We start from the raw sequence: 18,512 nt of genomic DNA, 5'->3' as shown, positions 1-18,512 counted from the left end.
CGGGGCGGGCGCTGGAGCCGAGGGGCGGGCAGGCGGTTGTCGAAGTCGAGGCGCGGGCGGGTGCTGGAGTAGAGGCCGGTCCGGGCTGCCCGCGCCGGTGCCGGGGGCGGGCAGCCCGAACCGGGGTCGGTCAGCGCGCCAGCAGTTGGTGCGCCGCCCGGATCTGGGTCCACGACTTCGGCTGCGCCGGGGCGGTCGTGCTGCGGGTGGCGGTGGCCGGGGTGGGCCGGCCGGGGGTGAACAGCCAGGTCGTGAAGACCGGGTCCAGGTCGAGGCCGGAGATCCGCTCGGCGAGGGCCTGGAACTGGGCGATGGTGCCGTTGCCGTACCGGTGCTCGGCGGTCCAGGCGGGCAGGATCCGGAAGAACGCGTCGTCGCCGACGGTCAGCCGGAGTTGGTGCAGGGCCATCGCGCCCCGGTCGTAGACCGCGTCGTCGAAGACCGCGCCGGCACCCGGGTTGCCCGGCAGCACCTGCCAGAAGCCGTCGCCGACGGGGTAGTTGGCGTAGGTGAAGTCGAACAGCTCCTGCGCGGTGCCCTCACCCTGCGCCTCCGACCAGAGCCACTCGGCGTACGAGGCGAAGCCCTCGTTGAGCCAGATGTTGCTCCAGTTCGCCACCGAGACCGAGTCGCCGAACCACTGGTGGGCGTTCTCGTGCACCACCACGTACGGGTTGCTGCCGCGTCGCCAGAAGCCGGGCCCGTACACCGGGCGGGTCTGCGTCTCCAGGGCGAAGCCGAGGCTGTCGATCGGTGCGGCCACACCCCCCTGCGCCTCGAACGGGTACGGCCCGAAGACGCCGCTGGCCCAGTCGACGACCTCGGCGGTGCGTTCGATGCTGGCCCGGGCGGCGGGAGCCCGGTCGCCCAGCGTGGTGCTGTAGGCGTTGATCACCGGCTGCCCGTTCGGGGCGGTGTCGGTGACGATGTCGTACTGGCCGATCGCCAGGAACGCCAGGTAGGTGGCGCCGGGCTTGGTGCTGCGCCAACCCCACCGCATCCGGTTGCCGGCCTCGGCCAGCGGGGGCCGGGGCTGCACGCCGTTGCTGATCACCTCGACGCCGTCGGGCACCGACACCGAGACGTCCCAGGTGGCCTTGTCCAGCGGGTGGTCGTTGGACGGGAACCACCACCAGGCCGACTCGGGCTCGTTGACGGCGAGCGCGCCGTCGACGGTGCGGGTCCATCCGGAGTAGCCGTTCACCAGGGTCTCCGACGGCACGCCGGAGTAGGTGACCACGACGGTCATCGCCTGGCCGGTGGTGAGGCCGCGCGGCGCGGTCACCACCAGCTCGTGGTCGCCCTCCCGGGCGTACCGGGCGGTCCACCCGTTGACCCGCACCGACTCCACGTCGAGCAGGAAGTCGAGGTTGAACCGGGAGAGGTCCTGGGTGGCGGTGGCCAGGATGGTGGTGGTGCCGCTGAGCCGGTCGGTGGCCGGCTCGTAGCGCAGCCGCACGTCGTAGTGGTCGACGTCGTAGCCACCGTTGCCGTAGTCGGGGAAGTAGGGGTCGCCGAGGCCGGGGCTGCCGGGCTTCGGGGCGGCCGAGACCGCGACCGACCGGCTCTTGCCCGGTCGGGCGTCGGCCTGGCCGGGGGTGCCGGTCACCAGGGTGCCGGCGGTGGTGACGGTCAGGGCGGCGATGGCCGCCGTGAAAACACGTCGCACGGGGTGGACTCCCTCCATCGGGGTGTTCGCACCGACAACCTAATCGACGGCGGTGGAAACGTGTGCGTCGGATCGGTGGGGATCGGCTGTTCTCTTTGTGTCGATGTTTCGCTAGCATTACCGACTAGTAACAACGCCTCACCCCCCTTGGCCACGCGCGCGGTCCAGAGGCTCCACCCTTCCTGCCCCCGGAGGACCGTCATGCCCCACCGCGCCCTACCCCGTCGTGCCCTGGCCCGTGCGGCCACCGCGCTCGCCGCCCTGCTCGCCACCGCCGTCGGTGTCGTGCTCGTCCCCACCGCCGCCCAGGCCGCCACCGTCCACTATGTGGCGCTCGGCGACTCGTACTCCTCCGGCGTCGGCGCCGGCCCGTACGACCTGTCCACCTGCCTGCGCAGCCAGAAGTCGTACGCCCCGCTCTGGGCCGCCGCCAACGCGGTGACCAGCTTCGCCTTCCCCGCCTGCGGTGGCGCGGTCACCTCCGACGTGATCAGCAAGCAGGTCCGTTCGCTGAGCGCCACCACCACGTTGGTCACCATCACCATCGGTGGCAACGACGCCGGCTTCGCCGACGTGATCACCAGTTGCCGGTTCGGCAGCACGGCGACCTGCACCGCGGCGGTCGACAAGGCCAAGAGCTTCGCCACCTCGACGCTGCCCGGCCGGCTCGACGCCACCTACGCCGCGATCCGTGACCGCGCCCCGAACGCCCGACTGGTGGTGCTCGGCTACCCCCGGCTCTTCGAAACCGGCTCCTGTGGAGTGCTGGCGATGAGCAGCTACAAGCGGACCATCCTCAACGAGGCCGCCGACGTGCTCGCCACGGTCACCGCCGCGCGGGCCGGGGCGGTCGGGGCCACCTTCGCCGACACCCGACCGTTCTTCACCGGGCACGGCGTCTGCGCCGCCGCCCCGTGGATCCGCGACGTCAGCGGCGTCATCGAGGCGTACCACCCGAACGCCGACGGTTACCGGTCCGGCTACCTGCCGGCGCTCACCGCCGCGCTGCGCTGACCCACGCCGACGGTCGGCGGCCCGGAGGGCCGCCGACCGTCGGCATCGGGCGTCGGTCGCCTCCCGAGCCCACCGGAGCGCCGGGCGACACCGCCGACAGCGGCCCGCAGCCGGGGCGCCGGCAGCGGGCCGCAGTCGGGACGCCGACCAGTTGACCGGTGGGCGGGTCGTGCGTGTCGACCGGCCGGGGCGCTAGGGTTCCCTCGATTCGTCCGCGCGGCGGTGGGGAGCAGTGGGTGGGCAGGCTCGCATCGGCGTACGGGCAGGCGGTCACCGCGCACCGGCAGGCCCGGCAGCGGTGGACGGCGGCCCGTGCGCTGCTGGACCGGCTGGCCGGGGAGCCCGTCCCGGAACGCACCGCCGACCTGGTCGCCCGACTGGCCCGGCTCGCCGACACGCTGGCCGCCCCACCGGCGGACGGCGGCCCCGCCCCGGTGCGCATCGGGGAGGCGTCCACGGCGGACGGACGGTTCCCGCTGCTGCTGCCGTTGGGTGCCGGCCGGCACCTGGCGGTCGACCGGGACGCCCGCGATCCCCGGGTGGCGGTGCTGCTGCGGGTGCTGGTGCTGCGGCTGCTCAGCACGGCCACGCCGGGCAGCGTGCGGGTGGTCGGTATCGACCCGGCCGCGTGGGGTGCCACCTTCATTCCGCTGCGCCCGCTGCGCGACGCCGGGGTGCTCGGTGGGGTCGCCACCACCGAGGCGGAGATCGGCGCGTTGCTGGACACCGCCGAGGCGCACGCCCGCGCCGCCCAGGCCGGTGCGGGGGAACCGGAACTGCTGCTGGTGGTGGCCGCGTCCGCGCCCGGTCCGCGGGAGCTGGCCCGGCTCGCCGCGCTGACCCACGCCGGCCCGACCGCCGGGGTGTGCGTGCTGTTCGCCGGGCGCGCGGTGACCACGCCCGGGCAGGTCCCACCCGCGCTGGGCGGCACCACCGAGGTACGCCTCGACGAACGCTACGCCCGCATCGGCGACCCGCCGGGGCAACCGTTCAGCGCCGACGGCACCGGCCTGCCCGTGCCGGTGCTGCTCGACGGCGATCCGCCCGCCGGGGCGGTCCAGGCGTTGGCCGACCAGCTGGGCGCGCAGGTGCGCCGGGACACCGCCCTGCACCTGGCCGACCTGCTGCCCGAGCGGCGCTGGACCGAGTCCGCCCGCGCCGGCCTGCGGACCGTGGTCGGCCGTTCCGGTCGTACCCCGGTGGTGCTGGCCTTCGACGACGCGACGCCGCACTGGCTGGTCGGTGGCCGCACCGGCGCGGGCAAGACGGTCTTCCTGCTCGACGTGCTCTACGGCCTGGCGGCCCGCTACTCCCCGGCCGAGCTTCAGCTGTGGCTGCTCGACTTCAAGGAGGGGGTCAGCTTCACCGAGTTCGTCCCCACCGAACGGGACCCGTCGTTCCTGCCGCACGCGCGGGCCGTCGGCGTCGAATCCGACCGGGAGTACGGCCTGGCCGTGCTCCGCGAGCTGCGCCGGGAGCTGGGCCGGCGGGCCGGGCTGTTCAAGCGGCACGGGGTGACCAAGCTCGCCGACCTGCCGGACACCGAACCGGTGCCCCGCACGGTGGCCGTGATCGACGAGTTCCACGTGCTGTTCGCCGGCAACGACCGGCTGGCCCGGGAAGCCGTCGACCTGCTGGAGGAGCTGGCCCGCAAGGGCCGCTCGTACGGCGTGCACCTGGTGCTGGCCAGTCAGAGCACCAGCGGTGTGGAAGCCCTGTACGGCCGGGCCGAGTCGCTGTTCGGGCAGTTCGCGCTGCGGGTGGCGCTGCCCGGCGGTGAGCCGGTGCTCGGCCCCCGGGCCACCGTGACCGGCCCGACCCGGATCGGCACGGCGCTGGTCAACACCGCCGCCGGGGCGGCCGGCGCGGACACCCTGCTGCGGTTCCCCGACGCGCACGCCGACGCCCGCCAGCTCGCCCGGCTGCGCTACGAACTGTGGGACGCCCGTCCCGACGACACCGGCCCGCCCGCGGTCTTCCGGGGCTACGCCACCGCCCACCTGGAGGACGAGCCGATGCCGGCCGCCGCCGTGACCCGCCGCCCGGCGGTGCTGGTGGGCCGGACGGTCGACGTGGCCGGCAGCACCGCCCGGTTCGACCTGGACGCCTCCCCCGGCCGGCACCTGGCCGTGGTGGGCACCTCGGCGACCGGCGGGCACGTGCTGCGGGCCGCCGCGTTGAGCCTGGCCGGCCAGCACCGCCCCGGCGAGGCCGAGTTCGTGCTGGTCCCGCTGGTGTCGGCCGCCGACGAACTCGCCGACGACACGGCTGCCGGGTTGAAGGCCGCCGGACACCAGGTGACCCAGGTCGACGCGGCCGGCCTGCGGGCCCGCATCGGTGCGCTGACCGCCGGCCCCGGCGAGCGCGGCCGGACGTACCTGGTGGTCTTCGGGGTGGACGCGGCCGGCGCGGTGCTCGCCGCCGCCGACCCCGACACCTACCGCACCGGCCACGACGACCTGCGGGCGCTGCTGGGGGAGGGGCCGGGGCGTGGGGTGCACCTGCTCGGCTGGTGGCGGGGGCTGCGTCGGCTCGCCGACGACCTCGGCGGTAGCCAGAACCGCGACGACGTGGCCTGCCTGGTGGCGTTGAACGTGCCCGCCGACGATCTCGGGCTGTATCTCGGGGTGACCGATCTGGTGTGGACCCCCCGCCCCAACCGGGCCCTGCTGGTCGACCGGCACGCCCAGCGGCGCACGGTGATCGTGCCGTTCGTCCGCCCCGGTCACCAGCCCGACGAGGAGGAACACTGAGTGGCCGGCTACGACGACTACGCGGCGGCCGTCCGGCAGCTCTCCGCCCGGATCCGCGAGGGTGAGCGGGGTGCCGCCGCCGAGGCGGAACGCCGCCGCAGCCTGCACGCCGGGGTGACCCAGCTCGGTCAGCGGCTGGCCGCCCAGGAACAGCGCCTCACCCAGCTCGCCGCCGCCGCCGGCCTACCTGCCGTGGCCGACCCGGCCCCCGGGCCGGGCCCCGGGGCCGGCACGGGTCCCGCCGTCGGCTCCGGTTCGGCCCCGGGGCCCGCCCCCGGTTCGGCCCCGGGGCCCGCCCCCGGTTCGGCCCCGGGGCCCGCCCCCGGTTCGGCCCCGGGGCCCGCCCCCGGGGCGGGCACGGGTCCCGGCGGGTCCGGGGTGGACGGCGATCCGGCGGTGGTGCTGGCGGAGACCGGGCGGCTGGTCGACGAGGCGGACCGGCTGGGGCAGCAGGCCGAGGCGTTGGCCCAGCGGCCCGCTCTGCTGCCCACCTGGTCACCGACCTCCCGTGCGGTCGCCGTCTACGCCGGCTGTGCCGCCGTCGGGGCACTGGTCATGCTGGTGCTGGTGGTCGCCAACGGCATCGGCGTGGTCGACGGCTTCACCCTGGGCGCGCTGACCTGCGCCGGGCTGCCGCTGATCTCCTTCGTCGCCGGCTGGTTGATCCTCGGTCGGTGGGGACGGCCGGCACTGGCCAGCACCGATCCGCCCCGGTACGCCCCGCTCGGCTTCGTCGTCTGTGTCCTGCTGGTGCCGCTGGCGTACTGCGTGACCCTGCTGCTGTTCCGCGTCGTGCGGTGAGGTGCCGGGCGGGGCCGGTGGCGGCTGCTGCGGCGGTGGTGGTCGTTGCGGCGGCGGTGAAGAAGGGACCTCGTCCCGGTGCCCGTGCGCGAACGACCACCGGGAACGCTGGTCAGCCGGCCCGGTAGGAGAGGTAGTAGCCCTCGTACGGCCAGCTGTGGAAGTTGTTCAGCTCGGACGCGGTACCGGTGCAGTCGGAGGTCCGGTAGCCGGAGACGGAACCGAAGCCGTTCCAGCCGATCGCCCAGATCGCCTCTGCCGGGACCGGGCGGCAGATGCCGTCGGGCGTTGCCTGCCTGCCGACGATGATCTGCGTGGTGGCCTGGTAGAAGACGAGGCCGACGTCGGGGACCTTGAGCGTCTCGACAGCGGCTGCGGGCGACGCCGGTATCGTTACGGCCAGTGTGGTGATCAATGCGGCGGCGAGACCCGCAGCGATTCGGCTGGTGAAACTGCGCATGAGCTTCCCTTCCTCACGGTGTCCAGGAACGGGGCCGGAGCTCGTTCAGCCCGTAATGAATTGATCTGAATCGATTGTATTCCCCGTGTCAACAACCTCGTCACTGATTGCTGCCGCCGGGTGGCCCGAGTTTCCCGCCGGCACCCCGGGAGCGTCAGTTACTTGACCGTGCAACTTTCCGGCGGTAGCTTGGGATTTCGATCTACCAACATCAATGGGAGTGGGTAGCCGTGCTGTTGAAATCCTTCGCCATCGCCGGGGTCGTCGCCGGTGTGCTGGCTGTTGCCCCTCCTGCCTCGGCGGCACCCCAGCTGGGGGCCGGCGTCTATCCGCCCGGGAACTGCCAGCCGGGCACATTCTGCGTCTGGCCCCACTGGGATCACCCGAACGGGGTCCCTACGGAGACTCCGTCCCTGGTGACCACCACCGAGTGGACCGGCAACATCACGGGTTTCAACTACTACAACTACACGAACCGAAACGCCGCGATCAGCTGGCGCTTCAACTCTGCCGGAACGATTATGACCGGCACGGACTGTGCTACCCCTGGCGACGGATTCTTCTATGTGCCAATGGGCGTGACGAAGGTCAGTTGGAATACGGCGAACGTCTGCTGACCTCCGCCGTCCTCTGATCTCCCGAATTCGGTGCCTCCGCTTTCCCGGTGGTCTTCCTACGGGGACGACCACCGGAGAGGTCGGGCGGTAAGCCCTCCGCGGCCACTGTTGCCGACGTGGTCACCGCTGGGCCGCACGGTCGGTACCTGTTTCGCCTGCGCCGGATCGGGATCGAGTTGGTGCTGGTCGCCCACCTCGGCGGGGAGCAGCCCCGGCCGCCCGCACCCCCGACAGATTCCGGTGTACGTCTCGATGCCGTGGTCGGCCAACGTCCGCCGTGCCTCGGCGGCCCGCCCGGCGGCGTACCGGCGCAGCTCGGCGGCCCGCCCGGCCGGCGGGGTACCGGCGCAGCTTGGTGGCGTTCACCGGCGCCCCCTCGGCGCGGCAGCCTTGATCAGTCGGGCGTACCTCACCTGCTCGCAGGGGTAGTCCGCGCCACAGCCGCAGACCCGGCGGGTCACCACGCGCGGGGGATGGGCGAACAGGATGTCGTCGGCGTCCTCGACGTCCTGGTCGGAGACGAGCAGGCCGAGGTCCCCGCCGGACTCCGAGGGCAGGTCGGCGTCCGACGCGTTGCTGTCGTACGGGCGGCGGTTGTCGTGCGCTCCCTGGCTGTCCTGTGCTCGTTGGCTGTCCTGTGCTCGCTCGTTGGCGTGTGCTCGCTCGTCGCCGTGTGCTCGCTCGTTGTCGTGTGGTCGCTGGTTGTCGTGCTGTCGTCGGCCGGGGTGGTGGTCGGGTCGGTCGTTCATCGGGGTACCTCCAGGTCGGTCTCCTCGGGCGAGGGCTGGTGGGTCTTGAGCCGGATCCGGTGAGTCTCGGCGGGGTCTGGTGGGTAGAGCGTGCCGTCGGGGGCGACGTTCAGCTGCACGGTGCTGGTCCAGTTGTTTGAGCGACTGGCGCGCAAGATCAGATTGCGATTTTGCGTACTCCACTCGGCGTGTCGTGTACAAAATCGCAATCTGATCTTGGTGAGGGTGGTGCATCGGTAGTCGGGGCGTGTGGGTAGGTGGTGGCACGCCCGGTCGGGTCGGGGGGATGACCCGACCGGGCGCTCTGTGCGGGTGCGGAACCGACCAGCTCCGGGTTTGCAGACCAGGGAGCGGGTCAAGGCAACTTTGCCACACTAGTATGTACAAGTCAATGACGTAGTGGTCCTGTCTTGTCCTGACTAGTGCGATGTGATCAAATGGCGGCGCAGACCAGGGAGACCACACATGCCCGCCAAGCCCAAGTGGGCGCATCTCGCGGACAGTATCCGCGAGAAAATCGCGTCCGGTGAACTCGCCCCGGGAGATCAACTCCCCTCAACCGCGCAACTCCGTGCCGAACACGGGGTCTCGGCGGGCGTTGTCCGACAGGCGATCCTCGTGCTTCAGACACAGGGCCTCGTCGAGGGTGTCCATGGGCTCGGAGTGTTCGTCACCGAGCGGGAGTGACCGAGCGGGAGTGACCGGGATGCCCCACACCCCATGCCCTGCTACGCCGACACCCCCCGCCGACGCCAAGATCGTGCTACTTCCTGGTTGTAGTGGCATCCCCGCGTTACGAGGCCACTACATCGTGGATCGAGCACGATCATGGCCGCAGGTGGCGGCCTAACCGAGCGGGGGTAGCCCAGCGGGGTGGCCGGGCGGGGTTAGCCGAGCGGGGTCAGCCCAGCGGCCTAACCGGGCGGGGTTAGCCGGGCGGGGGTGGCCCAGCGGGGGCTTTGCGTGGGCTGGGCGATGGCGGTGGTCTCCCGTACCGCGTGGGGGTGGTCCCGGTGTGGGGTGGCTGCGTTCGGTGTTCACCTCGTAGGCTCTCTGTGGTCATCGTCGGTGCGGCGGCGTGACTGTGGTGTGTCGACAGGCCTGGGGAGCGTGTGTGAGCGCGGCGGAGATGATCGCGAAGCTGGCGGCGGCCTCGCAGAAGCTGGACGAGGCGCGGGCGAAGACGGCAGCGGCCGCACAGGACGCCGCCGAGGCGCGTTCCCTGGTCGCCGGGGCGTTGCAGGGCGTCGCCGCCGGCCCGCTGATCGGCGTGATCGACAGTTACCGGCAGGCGCTCGCCCAAGCTACGCAGGGCGGTCAGCCGGCCTACCAGCAGCTCCAGGAGACGATCTCCAAGGTACGCGCGCTGGGCAACTGATCTCTGGTGGTAGTAGCCACAGCCCACCAGCGTGGTCAGCATCCCGGTCTGGTCGGGGAACGCCTGGTCGTCCTAGCAACAATCGCTCGTTCAAATGCCGTGTAGCGGTCCGAGCGCTCGCAGCGCTGCCACGAGGTCGGGCGGCACGGTGAAGTGAGTCGCCTGGACGCCGTGGTCGTAGCCCGTCTGGAGCGGATACTCCACTTCCTCGGGAAGGCGGCCCTGCTCGATGAGCGAGGCCGTGATGCGGTTCGTGGGGCGGGTCAGTCCGCGCAGCGTACGAGCGGGTGGGAACTCGGCGATGTCGTACACCTGAGCCCGCTCCAACCGACCTTGATGGAGCGCCGCCATACGGATCAGGTTGGCGTGCAGCGGGTAGGAGTCGTCGAGCACGGTCATCAGCTCTTCCGCTGACCGAGCCGACCAGCCTCGGAGCCCGCGTGGCAGCCGCTCGGCCTGGTTGTCGACCGCGATCCGCACCTCGGGACGTTCCCGTTGCCGGGGCCGTGCCGGGAGGCTACGGCGCAGGAACGAGGTGTCGGCCGCGTCCGTCCCCGCGTCGCCCTCGACCTGCTCCTCGTCGGGGGGAGGCCAGGCAGGCGCTTGTACCGGTTCATACCGCAACCGGATCAGCCGGTCCTCCAGAAACAGGCTGATCGTCGGCAATAGGAGTTGCCTCGACTCGGCCGCACGCCGACGGTCCTGCCCAGGCACGGACAACAACCAGGCCTCCAGCGCGCCGGGGAGACCGAATGACAACCGGAAGGCGTCAGGGTCTGCCACAGGGGTGATGGTCCAATCCCCGCGTACCCCTTCCCGCCCGAAACGAATGTCCACATCGATGTTCGGGCCGTGCGTTGCGATGAAAGCCTCGAAGTCCTCCATGCTGTCGGGGTGCATGGCCAGAATGAACGGCGCTGCGGGGAAGCCCAGGATGAGACCTTCACCGGTTGCCGAATCCTGCAGTTCGGCGGTCATCCGGGCCGCCCAGGATGCCAGGATGTTCCCGGGCAGGCCGCCGTCCGTGCCCTGATGGGGTGCCTCGGCCGCAGGCACCTCGGCGCCCGCGCTGCTGAACGCACTCCGGAGTGCCAGTCGTACCTGCCGGACTGGGAAAGTCGTGAGATCCGCGCTTACCGCTTCGGCGAGGATCAGCCTCGCGGCCCGTTCCACCGAGGTGATGAGGGGCGAGAACGCCGGCCCGGACAGGTCGACGAGCGAGATCTGCTGCGCGAGCGCGTAGCTCTGCGCCTCCTTCTTGAAACCAGCGGCTGAGAACAGCGCGTAGCGGTACTGGTACCGGCGTAACGGATGCCGGTAGGACCTCGACAATTCGGTCGAATAATGCTGGTTCACGTCATCGATGACCCCGTGGGCGTTCCGCACCTCAGTCAGGCCGACCTTCGACTTGCGGTTCTTCGCCTCGACGAACAATCGAACAGGCAGCGAGAACGGTGTCGGCATCAGCAGATCGCCCAACACGTCAGCCTGGTGGTCAGCACCCCGGCCGCGAACAAGCAGGCCGTGCCCTGCTTGCCGCAGGGCCTGCTCGTCGGCATCGGAGTCCTGCAGGAGCCGGTATCCGTTCGAGCTGAGCAGGAAGGCGATCGCCTCCTCAAGAAGATATCCGGCGAGGGCATCGGCAGAGACCAGGGCCATGCCGTGATCGTCGCATGTGGACGACGGGACGCAGCAACTGGCAATGGACGCCAGGTGAGGCGCAGGGCGTCCACGGCTCGGAGTGCTCGTCGCCGAGCGGTAGTGACACGGCTGCTCTGTTGTGATGGAGTGATCACCGCTCGTGTCGGTGGTACGGGGCTGGAGGCCGCAAGTTGATGGGGATGGCGGAGTTGGGTGGGCGTGACGGTGGCGATCTGGACGGGTTCCACGTCGGGTGGGTGCCGGAGGGGGCCGGGGAACTGGTATCGGACTTCGCCTCCGAGTGGGAGGACGTCAGCTTCGCCAGCCGGGTCTGGGAACGTGCGGTGGAGGACGGCTACCGGGTCGACCTGCGGGTGCACGTGTTGCGGGGGGAACGGCTGACCACGCTGTTGCAGGTGCGTGAGTTCCTGGCCGGGTACCACGAGCGGGATTCCGCTGAGTGGCCGCTTGCCGAGTTCGGGCGCGGTGACGGCGTCGGGTTGACCGGCGGGGGTGAGGCGTTCTGGCTGGTCCGACCGGGGCTCGCGGTCGACGTGCTGGTGGACGTCGACCGGTTCGATGCGGAGGCGTCGATCGAGGTCGCCAGCTCCATCAGGGAGCTACCCCACGGCTGACCCCGGGCGGGGTGATTCCTGGGGAGGGTCATGCCTGTCAGGCACATTCATGACGCGGTGGCATGAGACCTTCCCCGCATAGTCCGTCCGGACGTCGCCGCGCCCCGACGTCGCCCGCGCCCCGACATTGTCGGGTTTCCGATAACGCACCAGGTTCCGAAAATGTACACCCGTTCATATTCTGACGTGTTCACCGTCGGCTATGGACGTGGAGAGACGTGGATCATCGAGAGGTACGCCGCCTGGCGGAGCAGTCTGCCAACTTCGGGTTCTTGGCGGACCATCCGCTGCTGGTCTGGTACGGCGCCGGGGCGGAACTGCTCGTCTACGTCGACGCGCAGTCGGCGATGTTCAAGGCCCGCGCGTTCGGTGACGTCCTCGCCCGGGACCTGGTACGGCGTACCCAGGTCACCCCGGCCAAGGACACGTTCTTTCACCAGGTGCAGGCGTTGCACACCTCGGGTGCCGTCACCGCGAAGGTCTACGCCGCCTTCGACCGCCTGCGGGACACCGGCAACCGGGCGGTCCACGACCACCTCGGCGAGGTCCGTGAGGCACTGGTGCTGCTGCGGACCTGTTTCGAGCTGGGCGTCTGGTACCACCGGGCGTTGACCGACGACCGTTCCCCGCGTGGCTTCGTGCCCCCGACCCCGCCTTCGGCGCAGGTCCCGGTGTCGATTGCCGAGGGGCTGCGCGCCGAGATCGAACGGTACAAGCAGGAGCTCGCCCAGACGAAGCTGTTGCTGGACGGGCAACCGTCGCTGGCGCTGGCCCAGGCCGCCGCGACGGATGCCGCCGAGCAGGCGGTGCGGGACGCCGACGCCCGACGCCCGCAGGCCGCCGCGTTGGTCGCCAGTCTCGAACCGGCCGCCGAGGCGGCGCAGCAGGCATTCGACAGTGCGCAGCCGGTGACGGTGTCCGCCGCCAAGCGGGAGGATTTCATCGCCCGCGCCCGCCGCGCCTCCCACGAGCCGTTGAACGAGGCGCAGACCCGGGTCGAGATCGACCGTCAGCTCACCGCCGCCGGTTGGCAGGTCCAGGACGAGAACCAGCTCAACCTGTACGCGGGCGTCGGCGTCGCGGTGCGCGAGGTGACCCTGGCGACGGGCCGCGCCGACTATCTGCTCTATGTCAACCAGCGGCTGGTCGGGGTGATCGAGGCCAAGCGGGAGGGCACCGCCCCACGCGGGGTGGAGGCGCAGCTCGACCGCTACCTAAACGGGTTGACCGCCGAGCAGCGGCTCGGCGCGTGGCGACGGGAGGCGGCACTGCCGTTCGGATACGTCGCCACCGGCACCGAGACCGCTTTCGTCAACCAACTCGACCCGTTTCCGCGTACCCGGGAGGTGTTTGCGTTCCATCGGCCGGAGACGCTCGCCCGGTGGATGCGGGAGGCGGACGACGAGCCGGAGGCCCCGACGCTGCGTGCCCGGCTGCGCCGGATGCCGGCGCTGGACCGGTTGGGTCTGCGCCCGGCGCAGGTCGACGCGGTCGACGGCCTGGAGCGCTCGCTGGCCGACGCCCGACCCCGGGCGTTGATCCAGATGGCGACCGGGGCGGGCAAGACCTTCACCGCGGTCACCAGCAGCTACCGGCTGCTCAAGCACGCCCGTGCCCGCCGCATCCTGTTCCTGGTCGACCGGAACAACCTCGGCAAGCAGACCCTGCGTGAGTACGCCAGCTACCAGACCCCCGACGACGGGCGGAAGTTCACCGAGCTGTACACGGTGGACCGGCTCTCCGGGGCCGGCCTGCTGGACTCGTCGAATGTGGTGATCTCGACGATCCAGCGCCTCCACGGGGCGCTGCGCGGCGTCGAACTACCCGACGTCGACCTGGACGACCGGGCGTATGACAGCTACGACCTGGATTCCCCGGCCGAGGTGGGTTACAACCCGCAGTTGCCGCCGGAGACGTTCGACCTGATCGTGGTGGACGAGTGTCACCGTTCGATCTATGGCAAGTGGCGTGCCGTGATCGAGTATTTCGACGCCTTCGTGGTGGGGCTGACCGCGACGCCGGTGAAGCAGACCCTCGGCTTCTTCCAGCAGAACCTGGTGTCCGAATACACCTACGAGCAGGCGGTCGCCGACGGGGTGAACGTCAATTTCGACGTCTACCGGATCAAGACCGAGATCACCGAGGGCGGGCAGAAGATCGAGGCCGGCACGGTCGTGCCGCTGCGGGACCGGCGGACCCGCGCCGAGCGTTACCAGGAGCTTGAGGACGACTTCACGTACGCGGGCCGCCAGGTCGGCCGGTCGGTGATCTCCAAGGGGCAGCTGAGGCTGGTGCTGGAGACCTTCCGCGAGCGGCTGTTCACCGAGATCTTCCCCGGGCGTTCCACGGTGCCCAAGACGCTGATCTTCGCGTGCGACGACAACCACGCCGAGGAGATCGTCAGCATGGTCCGGGAGGTGTTCGGACGCGGCAACCAGTTCGCCAGGAAGATCACCTATTCCTCCCGGCGGGACGGCGACAACCCCGACACCCTCATCCAGGCGTTCCGCAACAGCCCGGAGATGCGGGTCGCGGTCACCGTCGACATGATCGCCACCGGCACCGACGTACGCCCGCTGGAGTGTGTGTTCTTCCTCCGGCCGGTGCGCAGCGCCACCTACTTCGAGCAGATGAAGGGGCGTGGGGCACGCACCATCGACCCCGCCGACTTCCAGTCCGTCACCCCGGACGCCCAGGTGAAGGACCGGTTCGTCATCGTCGACGCGGTAGGCGTCACCGAAGCCGACCTGGACGAGGCGGTGCCGCTGCAACGGCACACCGAACAGCAGATCTCGCTGCGTGACCTGCTGCGCAAGGCCGGCACGCTGACCGCCGACGCCAACGAGGTGGCCACCCTCGCGTCCCGGCTGTCCCGCCTCGACCGGCAGCTCACCGACGACGAACGCGCCGAGCTGGCGGAGCTGGGCGGGCAGCCGCTCACCGGCATCGTCCGGGGCCTGGTCGACGCCGTCGCCCCCGAACAGCTCAACCCGGCGACCCTGGCCGGGCCGGACGCCGTCCGCGACCTGCTGGCCGGGGCGCTGCGCCCGCTGGCCGCGAACCCGCAGCTGCGCGACCGCATCCTGGAGATCCGCCGCGCCCACGACATCACCATCGACGAGGTCAACGTCGACAGGCTGCTGTCGGCGGCCGGGGTGCCCGCCGCCGAACGCGCCCAGGTGACCGTGCGGAGCTGGCACGACTACCTGGAACAGCACCGCGACGAGATCACCGCGTTGCAGGTGTTCTACGAGGGCAAGGGGCGGGTCAGCTACGACCAGCTCAAGGAGCTCGCCGCCCGGATCGCCCGGCCCCCGCAGGCGTGGACCCCGGATTCGCTGTGGCAGGCGTACGTGCTGCTCGGCCGCACCGCCGAGCAGGCCGGGCCGCGCGGGGTGACCGACCTGGTCGCCCTCATCCGCTACGAACTGGGCCACGACCAGGAACTACGTCCATTTCGTACGGCCACAGAGGAGCGTTTCCGTGGGTGGCTGCTGCGGCAACAGCAGGCGGGCGCTACCTTCACTGCCGATCAGGTGTGGTGGCTGGAGAGGATCAAGGACGTGATAGCGGTCAGCGTGGAGATCACCCCCGACGACCTGGAAGGGGCACCCTTCACCGAACGCGGCGGCATCGACGGGTACGCGGGCGCCTTCGGCAACCGCGCCGAACCCCTCCTCACCGAACTCAACCAGGAGCTTTCCGCGTGACGTTTACTCTGAGTGTTCAAGAACTCGTCGCCGAAGCGGAGTCTGGAGCACAGGCCGGGCTTCTTGCCCGGCATAAGTCTTGGGAACGAGTCCGCCTCGGTGACGTAGCGCATGTTCAGAACGGTGCTGCCTTCTCCTCTCGACTTTTTAACGTCGACGGCAAAGGTCTCCCGCTCGTCAGGATTCGCGACGTCGGTAGGGGTGAATCAAATACCTACTATTCGGGCGAATATGAAACTCGTTACCTCGTCAATCCGGGAGACATCCTTGTCGGCATGGATGGCGATTTTCGGGTGGCGGTATGGAGTGGGCCTCAAAGCCTGTTGAATCAGCGTGTATGCAAGATTTCCGTTCGTCGCCGTGATTTTTATGATGAGCGTTTCCTGGCACTTGCACTTCAGGGGTACTTGAATGCAGTCTGGGAAAAAACGTCGGCTGTGACGGTCAAGCATCTTTCTTCTCGGACTGTCGAAGATATCCCTCTGCCCTTCCCTCCGATTTCCGAGCAGCGCCGCATTGTCGCCGCGATTGAGTCTCACCTTGCACGGATTGAGCCGGGTGCGCGTGGCCTTCGGCGTGTACTGACGAGGGTTGACGTGCTCCGACGGTCTGTGCGGCAGTGGGCTGTATGTGGAGGGCAGCCGTCAGGTCAGGATTTGCCGGAGGGCTGGCGATGGGGTGCGCTTCGAGATGTTGTAAAAGGTGTCGATGCTGGCAAGTCATTCACATGCCTTCCTCGGGCCGCTCGCCCGGGTGAGTGGGGTGTCGTAAAGGTCAGCGCGATGACGTGGGGTAGATTTCGACCCGAAGAGAATAAGGCCGTTCCCTATGGTTTTACGGCCAACCCGTCCCACCGGATCGAGGCCGGGGATGTTCTCCTCAGCAGAGCGAATACGGCCGATTACGTCGGTGCGTCTGTCATGGTTCGTGGAGACCACCCCAATCTCCTGTTGAGTGACAAGAGCCTTCGGCTTTCTGTCGGCGCGGGTGTCGACAAGGAATGGCTGTTGCAGGTTCTCTCGTCACCGATCGTGCGTCGGCAGATCTCCGATAAGGCGACGGGCACCAAAGATTCGATGCGGAACATATCTCAGCAAGCCCTGCTCGACGTGCGTATACCTATTCCGCCGCAATATTTGCAGGCGCGTATCGCAGTCGGAATTGCCGGACAGCTCGATGGTCTTGATCGACTGCACGCCAATATTTCGGCGGTCCTCCGGCAAGCAGAGCATCTTTATGTGGCCTTGCTCACTTCGGCTTTCTCTGGCCGGCTTGTGCCGCAGGACCCGAACGACGAGCCGGCTGCCGAGCTGCTCGCCCGGATCAGGGCCGAGCGGGCGGTCGCCATCCCGAAGCAGCGGACGCGCGCCCGGCGTACCCCGAAGGAGTTGGCGGCACCGCCGACCAGGGTGACCGGCGACGACTACCAGCAGGAGACCTTGCCACTGTGAGCACTGTGGATTCGCGCCGTCTGGTGCAGAAGCTCTGGAACTACTGCGACGTGCTGCGCGACGACGGCGTGTCGACCATCGATTATGTGGAGCAGCTGACCTACCTGCTGTTCCTCAAGATGGCCGACGAGCGGGCCAGGCGGACGTTCCGGCCGGAGCAGATCGTGCCCGACGAGCTGAGCTGGCAGACCCTGCTGGACGCCGAGGGCGACGACCTGGAGGTGCAGTACCGGCACATCCTCACCGGGCTGGGTCGGGAAGGCGGCACCCTCGGCACCATCTTCCGCAAGGCGCAGAACAAGATCCAGGACCCGGCGAAGCTCAAGCGGCTGATCGTCGACCTGATCGACAAGCAGGAGTGGTCGGGCACCGGGGTCGACGTCAAGGGCGACGCCTACGAGGAGTTGCTGGCCAAGGGCGCGGAGGACGCGAAATCCGGCGCGGGGCAGTACTTCACCCCGCGTGCGTTGACCGCCGCGATGGTCGACTGCATGCTGCCCACCCCCGACGACACGATCACCGACCCGGCCTGCGGCACCGGCGGGTTCCTGCTCGCCGCCTACGACCACATCCAGCGCCACCACGGCAGCAGCCTCACCCCCGACCAGCGGCGACGGCTCGCCCACGGCGCGATCACCGGCACCGAGCTGGTCGACGGTACTGCCCGGCTGGCGGCGATGAACATGCTGCTGCACGGCATCGGCACCCCCAACGGCCCGTCGCTGATCGCCGTGCGCGACGCCCTCAGCCGGGAGCCTGACCGGCGGGTCAGCCTGGTGCTGGCCAACCCGCCGTTCGGGCGCAGCTCGTCGATCCGGATGGTGGGGGAGGACGGCCGGTCGTCCCGCGAGGAACGCGAGATCGAACGCAACGACTTCTGGGCCACCACCGCCAACAAGCAACTCAACTTCGTCCAGCACATCGCCGCGCTGTTGGAGATCGACGGCCGGGCGGCGGTCGTCCTGCCCGACAACGTGCTGTTCGAGGGCGGCGCGGGGGAGACCATCCGCCGCCGGCTGCTCAAGCAGTACGACCTGCACACCATGCTGCGCCTGCCCACCGGCATCTTCTACGCCGGTGGCGTCAAGGCCAACGTGCTGTTCTTCGAGCGTAAGCGCGCCCGCGAGGAACCCTGGACCCAAAACCTCTGGGTGTACGACTTCCGCACCAACCAGCACTTCACGCTCAAGCAGAACCCGCTGCGTCGCGAACACCTCCAGGACTTCGTCGACTGCTACCTGACCGGCAGGGACCGCTCCGAGCGGGTGGAAACCGAACGTTTCCGCCCCTTCTCGTACGACGAGTTGATCGCCCGCGACAAGGTGAACCTGGACATCACCTGGCTCAAGGACGCCTCCCTGGAGGACGCCGACGCGCTGCTGCCCCCCGAGGTGATCGCCCAGGAGATCGTCGAGGACCTCCAGGCGGCCCTACGCGAGTTCGCCGCCATCGCCGAGGCCCTCGGCGCGACAGCCTCCCGGGTCGACGCCGACTGAGCCGTGCAGGCGCACCGCCGGGGAAAAGCGCAGGCATGCTGGCGGCCTTCCCGGTAGGGTCGCGAGCGCGTGCCGTACCGACCGGTCGGGTGGCGTGGTGACCCGTGACCTGCCCGTCCTCCTTCCGGTCGCCGCCAG

15 protein-coding genes are annotated in these 18,512 nt (G+C 69.9%); 10 read left to right on the top strand and 5 right to left on the bottom strand.

The window, feature by feature from the left end; all coding sequences use genetic code 11:
* Window positions 1-130: 130 nt before the first annotated feature.
* Entirely contained in the window at window positions 131-1,669 is a 1,539-nt protein-coding gene (locus AB0B63_RS02485; protein WP_357013991.1) for a M1 family metallopeptidase, read from the bottom strand.
* A gap of 201 nt (window positions 1,670-1,870) precedes the next feature.
* Between AB0B63_RS02485 and AB0B63_RS02480 the strand changes: the two genes are divergently transcribed.
* The 3 genes from AB0B63_RS02480 to AB0B63_RS02470 all read left to right on the top strand — a co-directional run bounded on the left by AB0B63_RS02480 (window position 1,871) and on the right by AB0B63_RS02470 (window position 6,237).
* Complete coding sequence (locus tag AB0B63_RS02480; protein ID WP_357013988.1) at window positions 1,871-2,683, top strand: SGNH/GDSL hydrolase family protein; 813 nt, start codon at window positions 1,871-1,873, stop codon at window positions 2,681-2,683.
* A 236-nt stretch (window positions 2,684-2,919) separates the two neighbouring features.
* Window positions 2,920-5,436, top strand: coding sequence for an FtsK/SpoIIIE domain-containing protein (locus AB0B63_RS02475; RefSeq protein WP_357013985.1), 2,517 nt, complete (start codon window positions 2,920-2,922; stop codon window positions 5,434-5,436).
* Complete coding sequence (locus AB0B63_RS02470) at window positions 5,437-6,237, top strand: hypothetical protein (RefSeq protein WP_357013982.1); 801 nt, start codon at window positions 5,437-5,439, stop codon at window positions 6,235-6,237.
* A gap of 112 nt (window positions 6,238-6,349) precedes the next feature.
* On the opposite strand, the gene AB0B63_RS02465 is transcribed toward AB0B63_RS02470, so the two are convergent.
* Complete coding sequence (locus tag AB0B63_RS02465) at window positions 6,350-6,697, bottom strand: hypothetical protein (protein WP_208570917.1); 348 nt, start codon at window positions 6,695-6,697, stop codon at window positions 6,350-6,352.
* Between the two features lie 416 nt (window positions 6,698-7,113).
* Between AB0B63_RS02465 and AB0B63_RS02460 the strand changes: the two genes are divergently transcribed.
* On the top strand, window positions 7,114-7,314 hold the full coding sequence (locus AB0B63_RS02460; protein ID WP_255597670.1) for a hypothetical protein: 201 nt from the start codon (window positions 7,114-7,116) through the stop codon (window positions 7,312-7,314).
* Between the two features lie 362 nt (window positions 7,315-7,676).
* Here AB0B63_RS02460 and AB0B63_RS02455 read toward each other — a convergent pair whose 3' ends face one another.
* Window positions 7,677-8,063: a hypothetical protein gene (locus tag AB0B63_RS02455; RefSeq protein WP_357013977.1), complete on the bottom strand. Its 387-nt coding sequence runs from the start codon at window positions 8,061-8,063 to the stop codon at window positions 7,677-7,679.
* The gene (locus tag AB0B63_RS02450) at window positions 8,060-8,182 is read right to left on the bottom strand and encodes a hypothetical protein (protein WP_357013974.1); all 123 of its coding nucleotides are present in this window, start codon (window positions 8,180-8,182) and stop codon (window positions 8,060-8,062) included. Before AB0B63_RS02450 ends, AB0B63_RS02455 begins: the two co-directional genes overlap by 4 nt.
* A gap of 346 nt (window positions 8,183-8,528) precedes the next feature.
* Between AB0B63_RS02450 and AB0B63_RS02445 the strand changes: the two genes are divergently transcribed.
* Both AB0B63_RS02445 and AB0B63_RS02440 read left to right on the top strand, forming a co-directional pair.
* Window positions 8,529-8,750: a winged helix-turn-helix domain-containing protein gene (locus AB0B63_RS02445; protein WP_357013971.1), complete on the top strand. Its 222-nt coding sequence runs from the start codon at window positions 8,529-8,531 to the stop codon at window positions 8,748-8,750.
* Between the two features lie 427 nt (window positions 8,751-9,177).
* Window positions 9,178-9,441: a DUF6244 family protein gene (locus AB0B63_RS02440; protein ID WP_357013967.1), complete on the top strand. Its 264-nt coding sequence runs from the start codon at window positions 9,178-9,180 to the stop codon at window positions 9,439-9,441.
* Between the two features lie 90 nt (window positions 9,442-9,531).
* Here AB0B63_RS02440 and AB0B63_RS02435 read toward each other — a convergent pair whose 3' ends face one another.
* Window positions 9,532-11,100, bottom strand: a complete 1,569-nt coding sequence (locus AB0B63_RS02435) for a restriction endonuclease (protein ID WP_357013963.1) — start codon at window positions 11,098-11,100, stop codon at window positions 9,532-9,534.
* A gap of 182 nt (window positions 11,101-11,282) precedes the next feature.
* Between AB0B63_RS02435 and AB0B63_RS02430 the strand changes: the two genes are divergently transcribed.
* From AB0B63_RS02430 to AB0B63_RS02415, 4 genes are all read left to right on the top strand, one after another.
* Window positions 11,283-11,717, top strand: coding sequence for a hypothetical protein (locus AB0B63_RS02430; RefSeq protein ID WP_208570912.1), 435 nt, complete (start codon window positions 11,283-11,285; stop codon window positions 11,715-11,717).
* 218 nt (window positions 11,718-11,935) lie between these two features.
* Window positions 11,936-15,427, top strand: coding sequence for a DEAD/DEAH box helicase family protein (locus AB0B63_RS02425; protein WP_357013959.1), 3,492 nt, complete (start codon window positions 11,936-11,938; stop codon window positions 15,425-15,427).
* Window positions 15,424-16,878 (top strand): restriction endonuclease subunit S, encoded by a 1,455-nt coding sequence (locus AB0B63_RS02420; RefSeq protein WP_357013956.1) that lies wholly within the window; start codon window positions 15,424-15,426, stop codon window positions 16,876-16,878. Before AB0B63_RS02425 ends, AB0B63_RS02420 begins: the two co-directional genes overlap by 4 nt.
* 5 nt (window positions 16,879-16,883) lie before the next feature.
* Window positions 16,884-18,374, top strand: a complete 1,491-nt coding sequence (locus tag AB0B63_RS02415) for a class I SAM-dependent DNA methyltransferase (protein WP_357013953.1) — start codon at window positions 16,884-16,886, stop codon at window positions 18,372-18,374.
* Window positions 18,375-18,512: the final 138 nt, after the last annotated feature.

It is taken from the genome of Micromonospora sp. NPDC049081, assembly GCF_040648835.1.
In the GTDB taxonomy this organism is placed as follows: Bacteria; Actinomycetota; Actinomycetes; order Mycobacteriales; family Micromonosporaceae; genus Micromonospora; species Micromonospora antibiotica.
The sequence above is the reverse complement of the archived record's forward strand: the minus strand, read 5'-3'. Positions and strand labels throughout refer to the sequence as shown.

What these genes read in the sequence shown, in the direction of transcription:
- AB0B63_RS02435 (WP_357013963.1), bottom strand. Translation starts at nt 11,100, where the DNA reads ATGGCCCTGGTCTCTGCCGATGCCCTCGCCGGATATCTTCTTGAGGAG.
- AB0B63_RS02455 (WP_357013977.1), bottom strand. Translation starts at nt 8,063, where the DNA reads ATGAACGACCGACCCGACCACCACCCCGGCCGACGACAGCACGACAAC.
- AB0B63_RS02465 (WP_208570917.1), bottom strand. Translation starts at nt 6,697, where the DNA reads ATGCGCAGTTTCACCAGCCGAATCGCTGCGGGTCTCGCCGCCGCATTG.
- AB0B63_RS02430 (WP_208570912.1), top strand. Translation starts at nt 11,283, where the DNA reads ATGGCGGAGTTGGGTGGGCGTGACGGTGGCGATCTGGACGGGTTCCAC.
- AB0B63_RS02445 (WP_357013971.1), top strand. Translation starts at nt 8,529, where the DNA reads ATGCCCGCCAAGCCCAAGTGGGCGCATCTCGCGGACAGTATCCGCGAG.
- AB0B63_RS02480 (WP_357013988.1), top strand. Translation starts at nt 1,871, where the DNA reads ATGCCCCACCGCGCCCTACCCCGTCGTGCCCTGGCCCGTGCGGCCACC.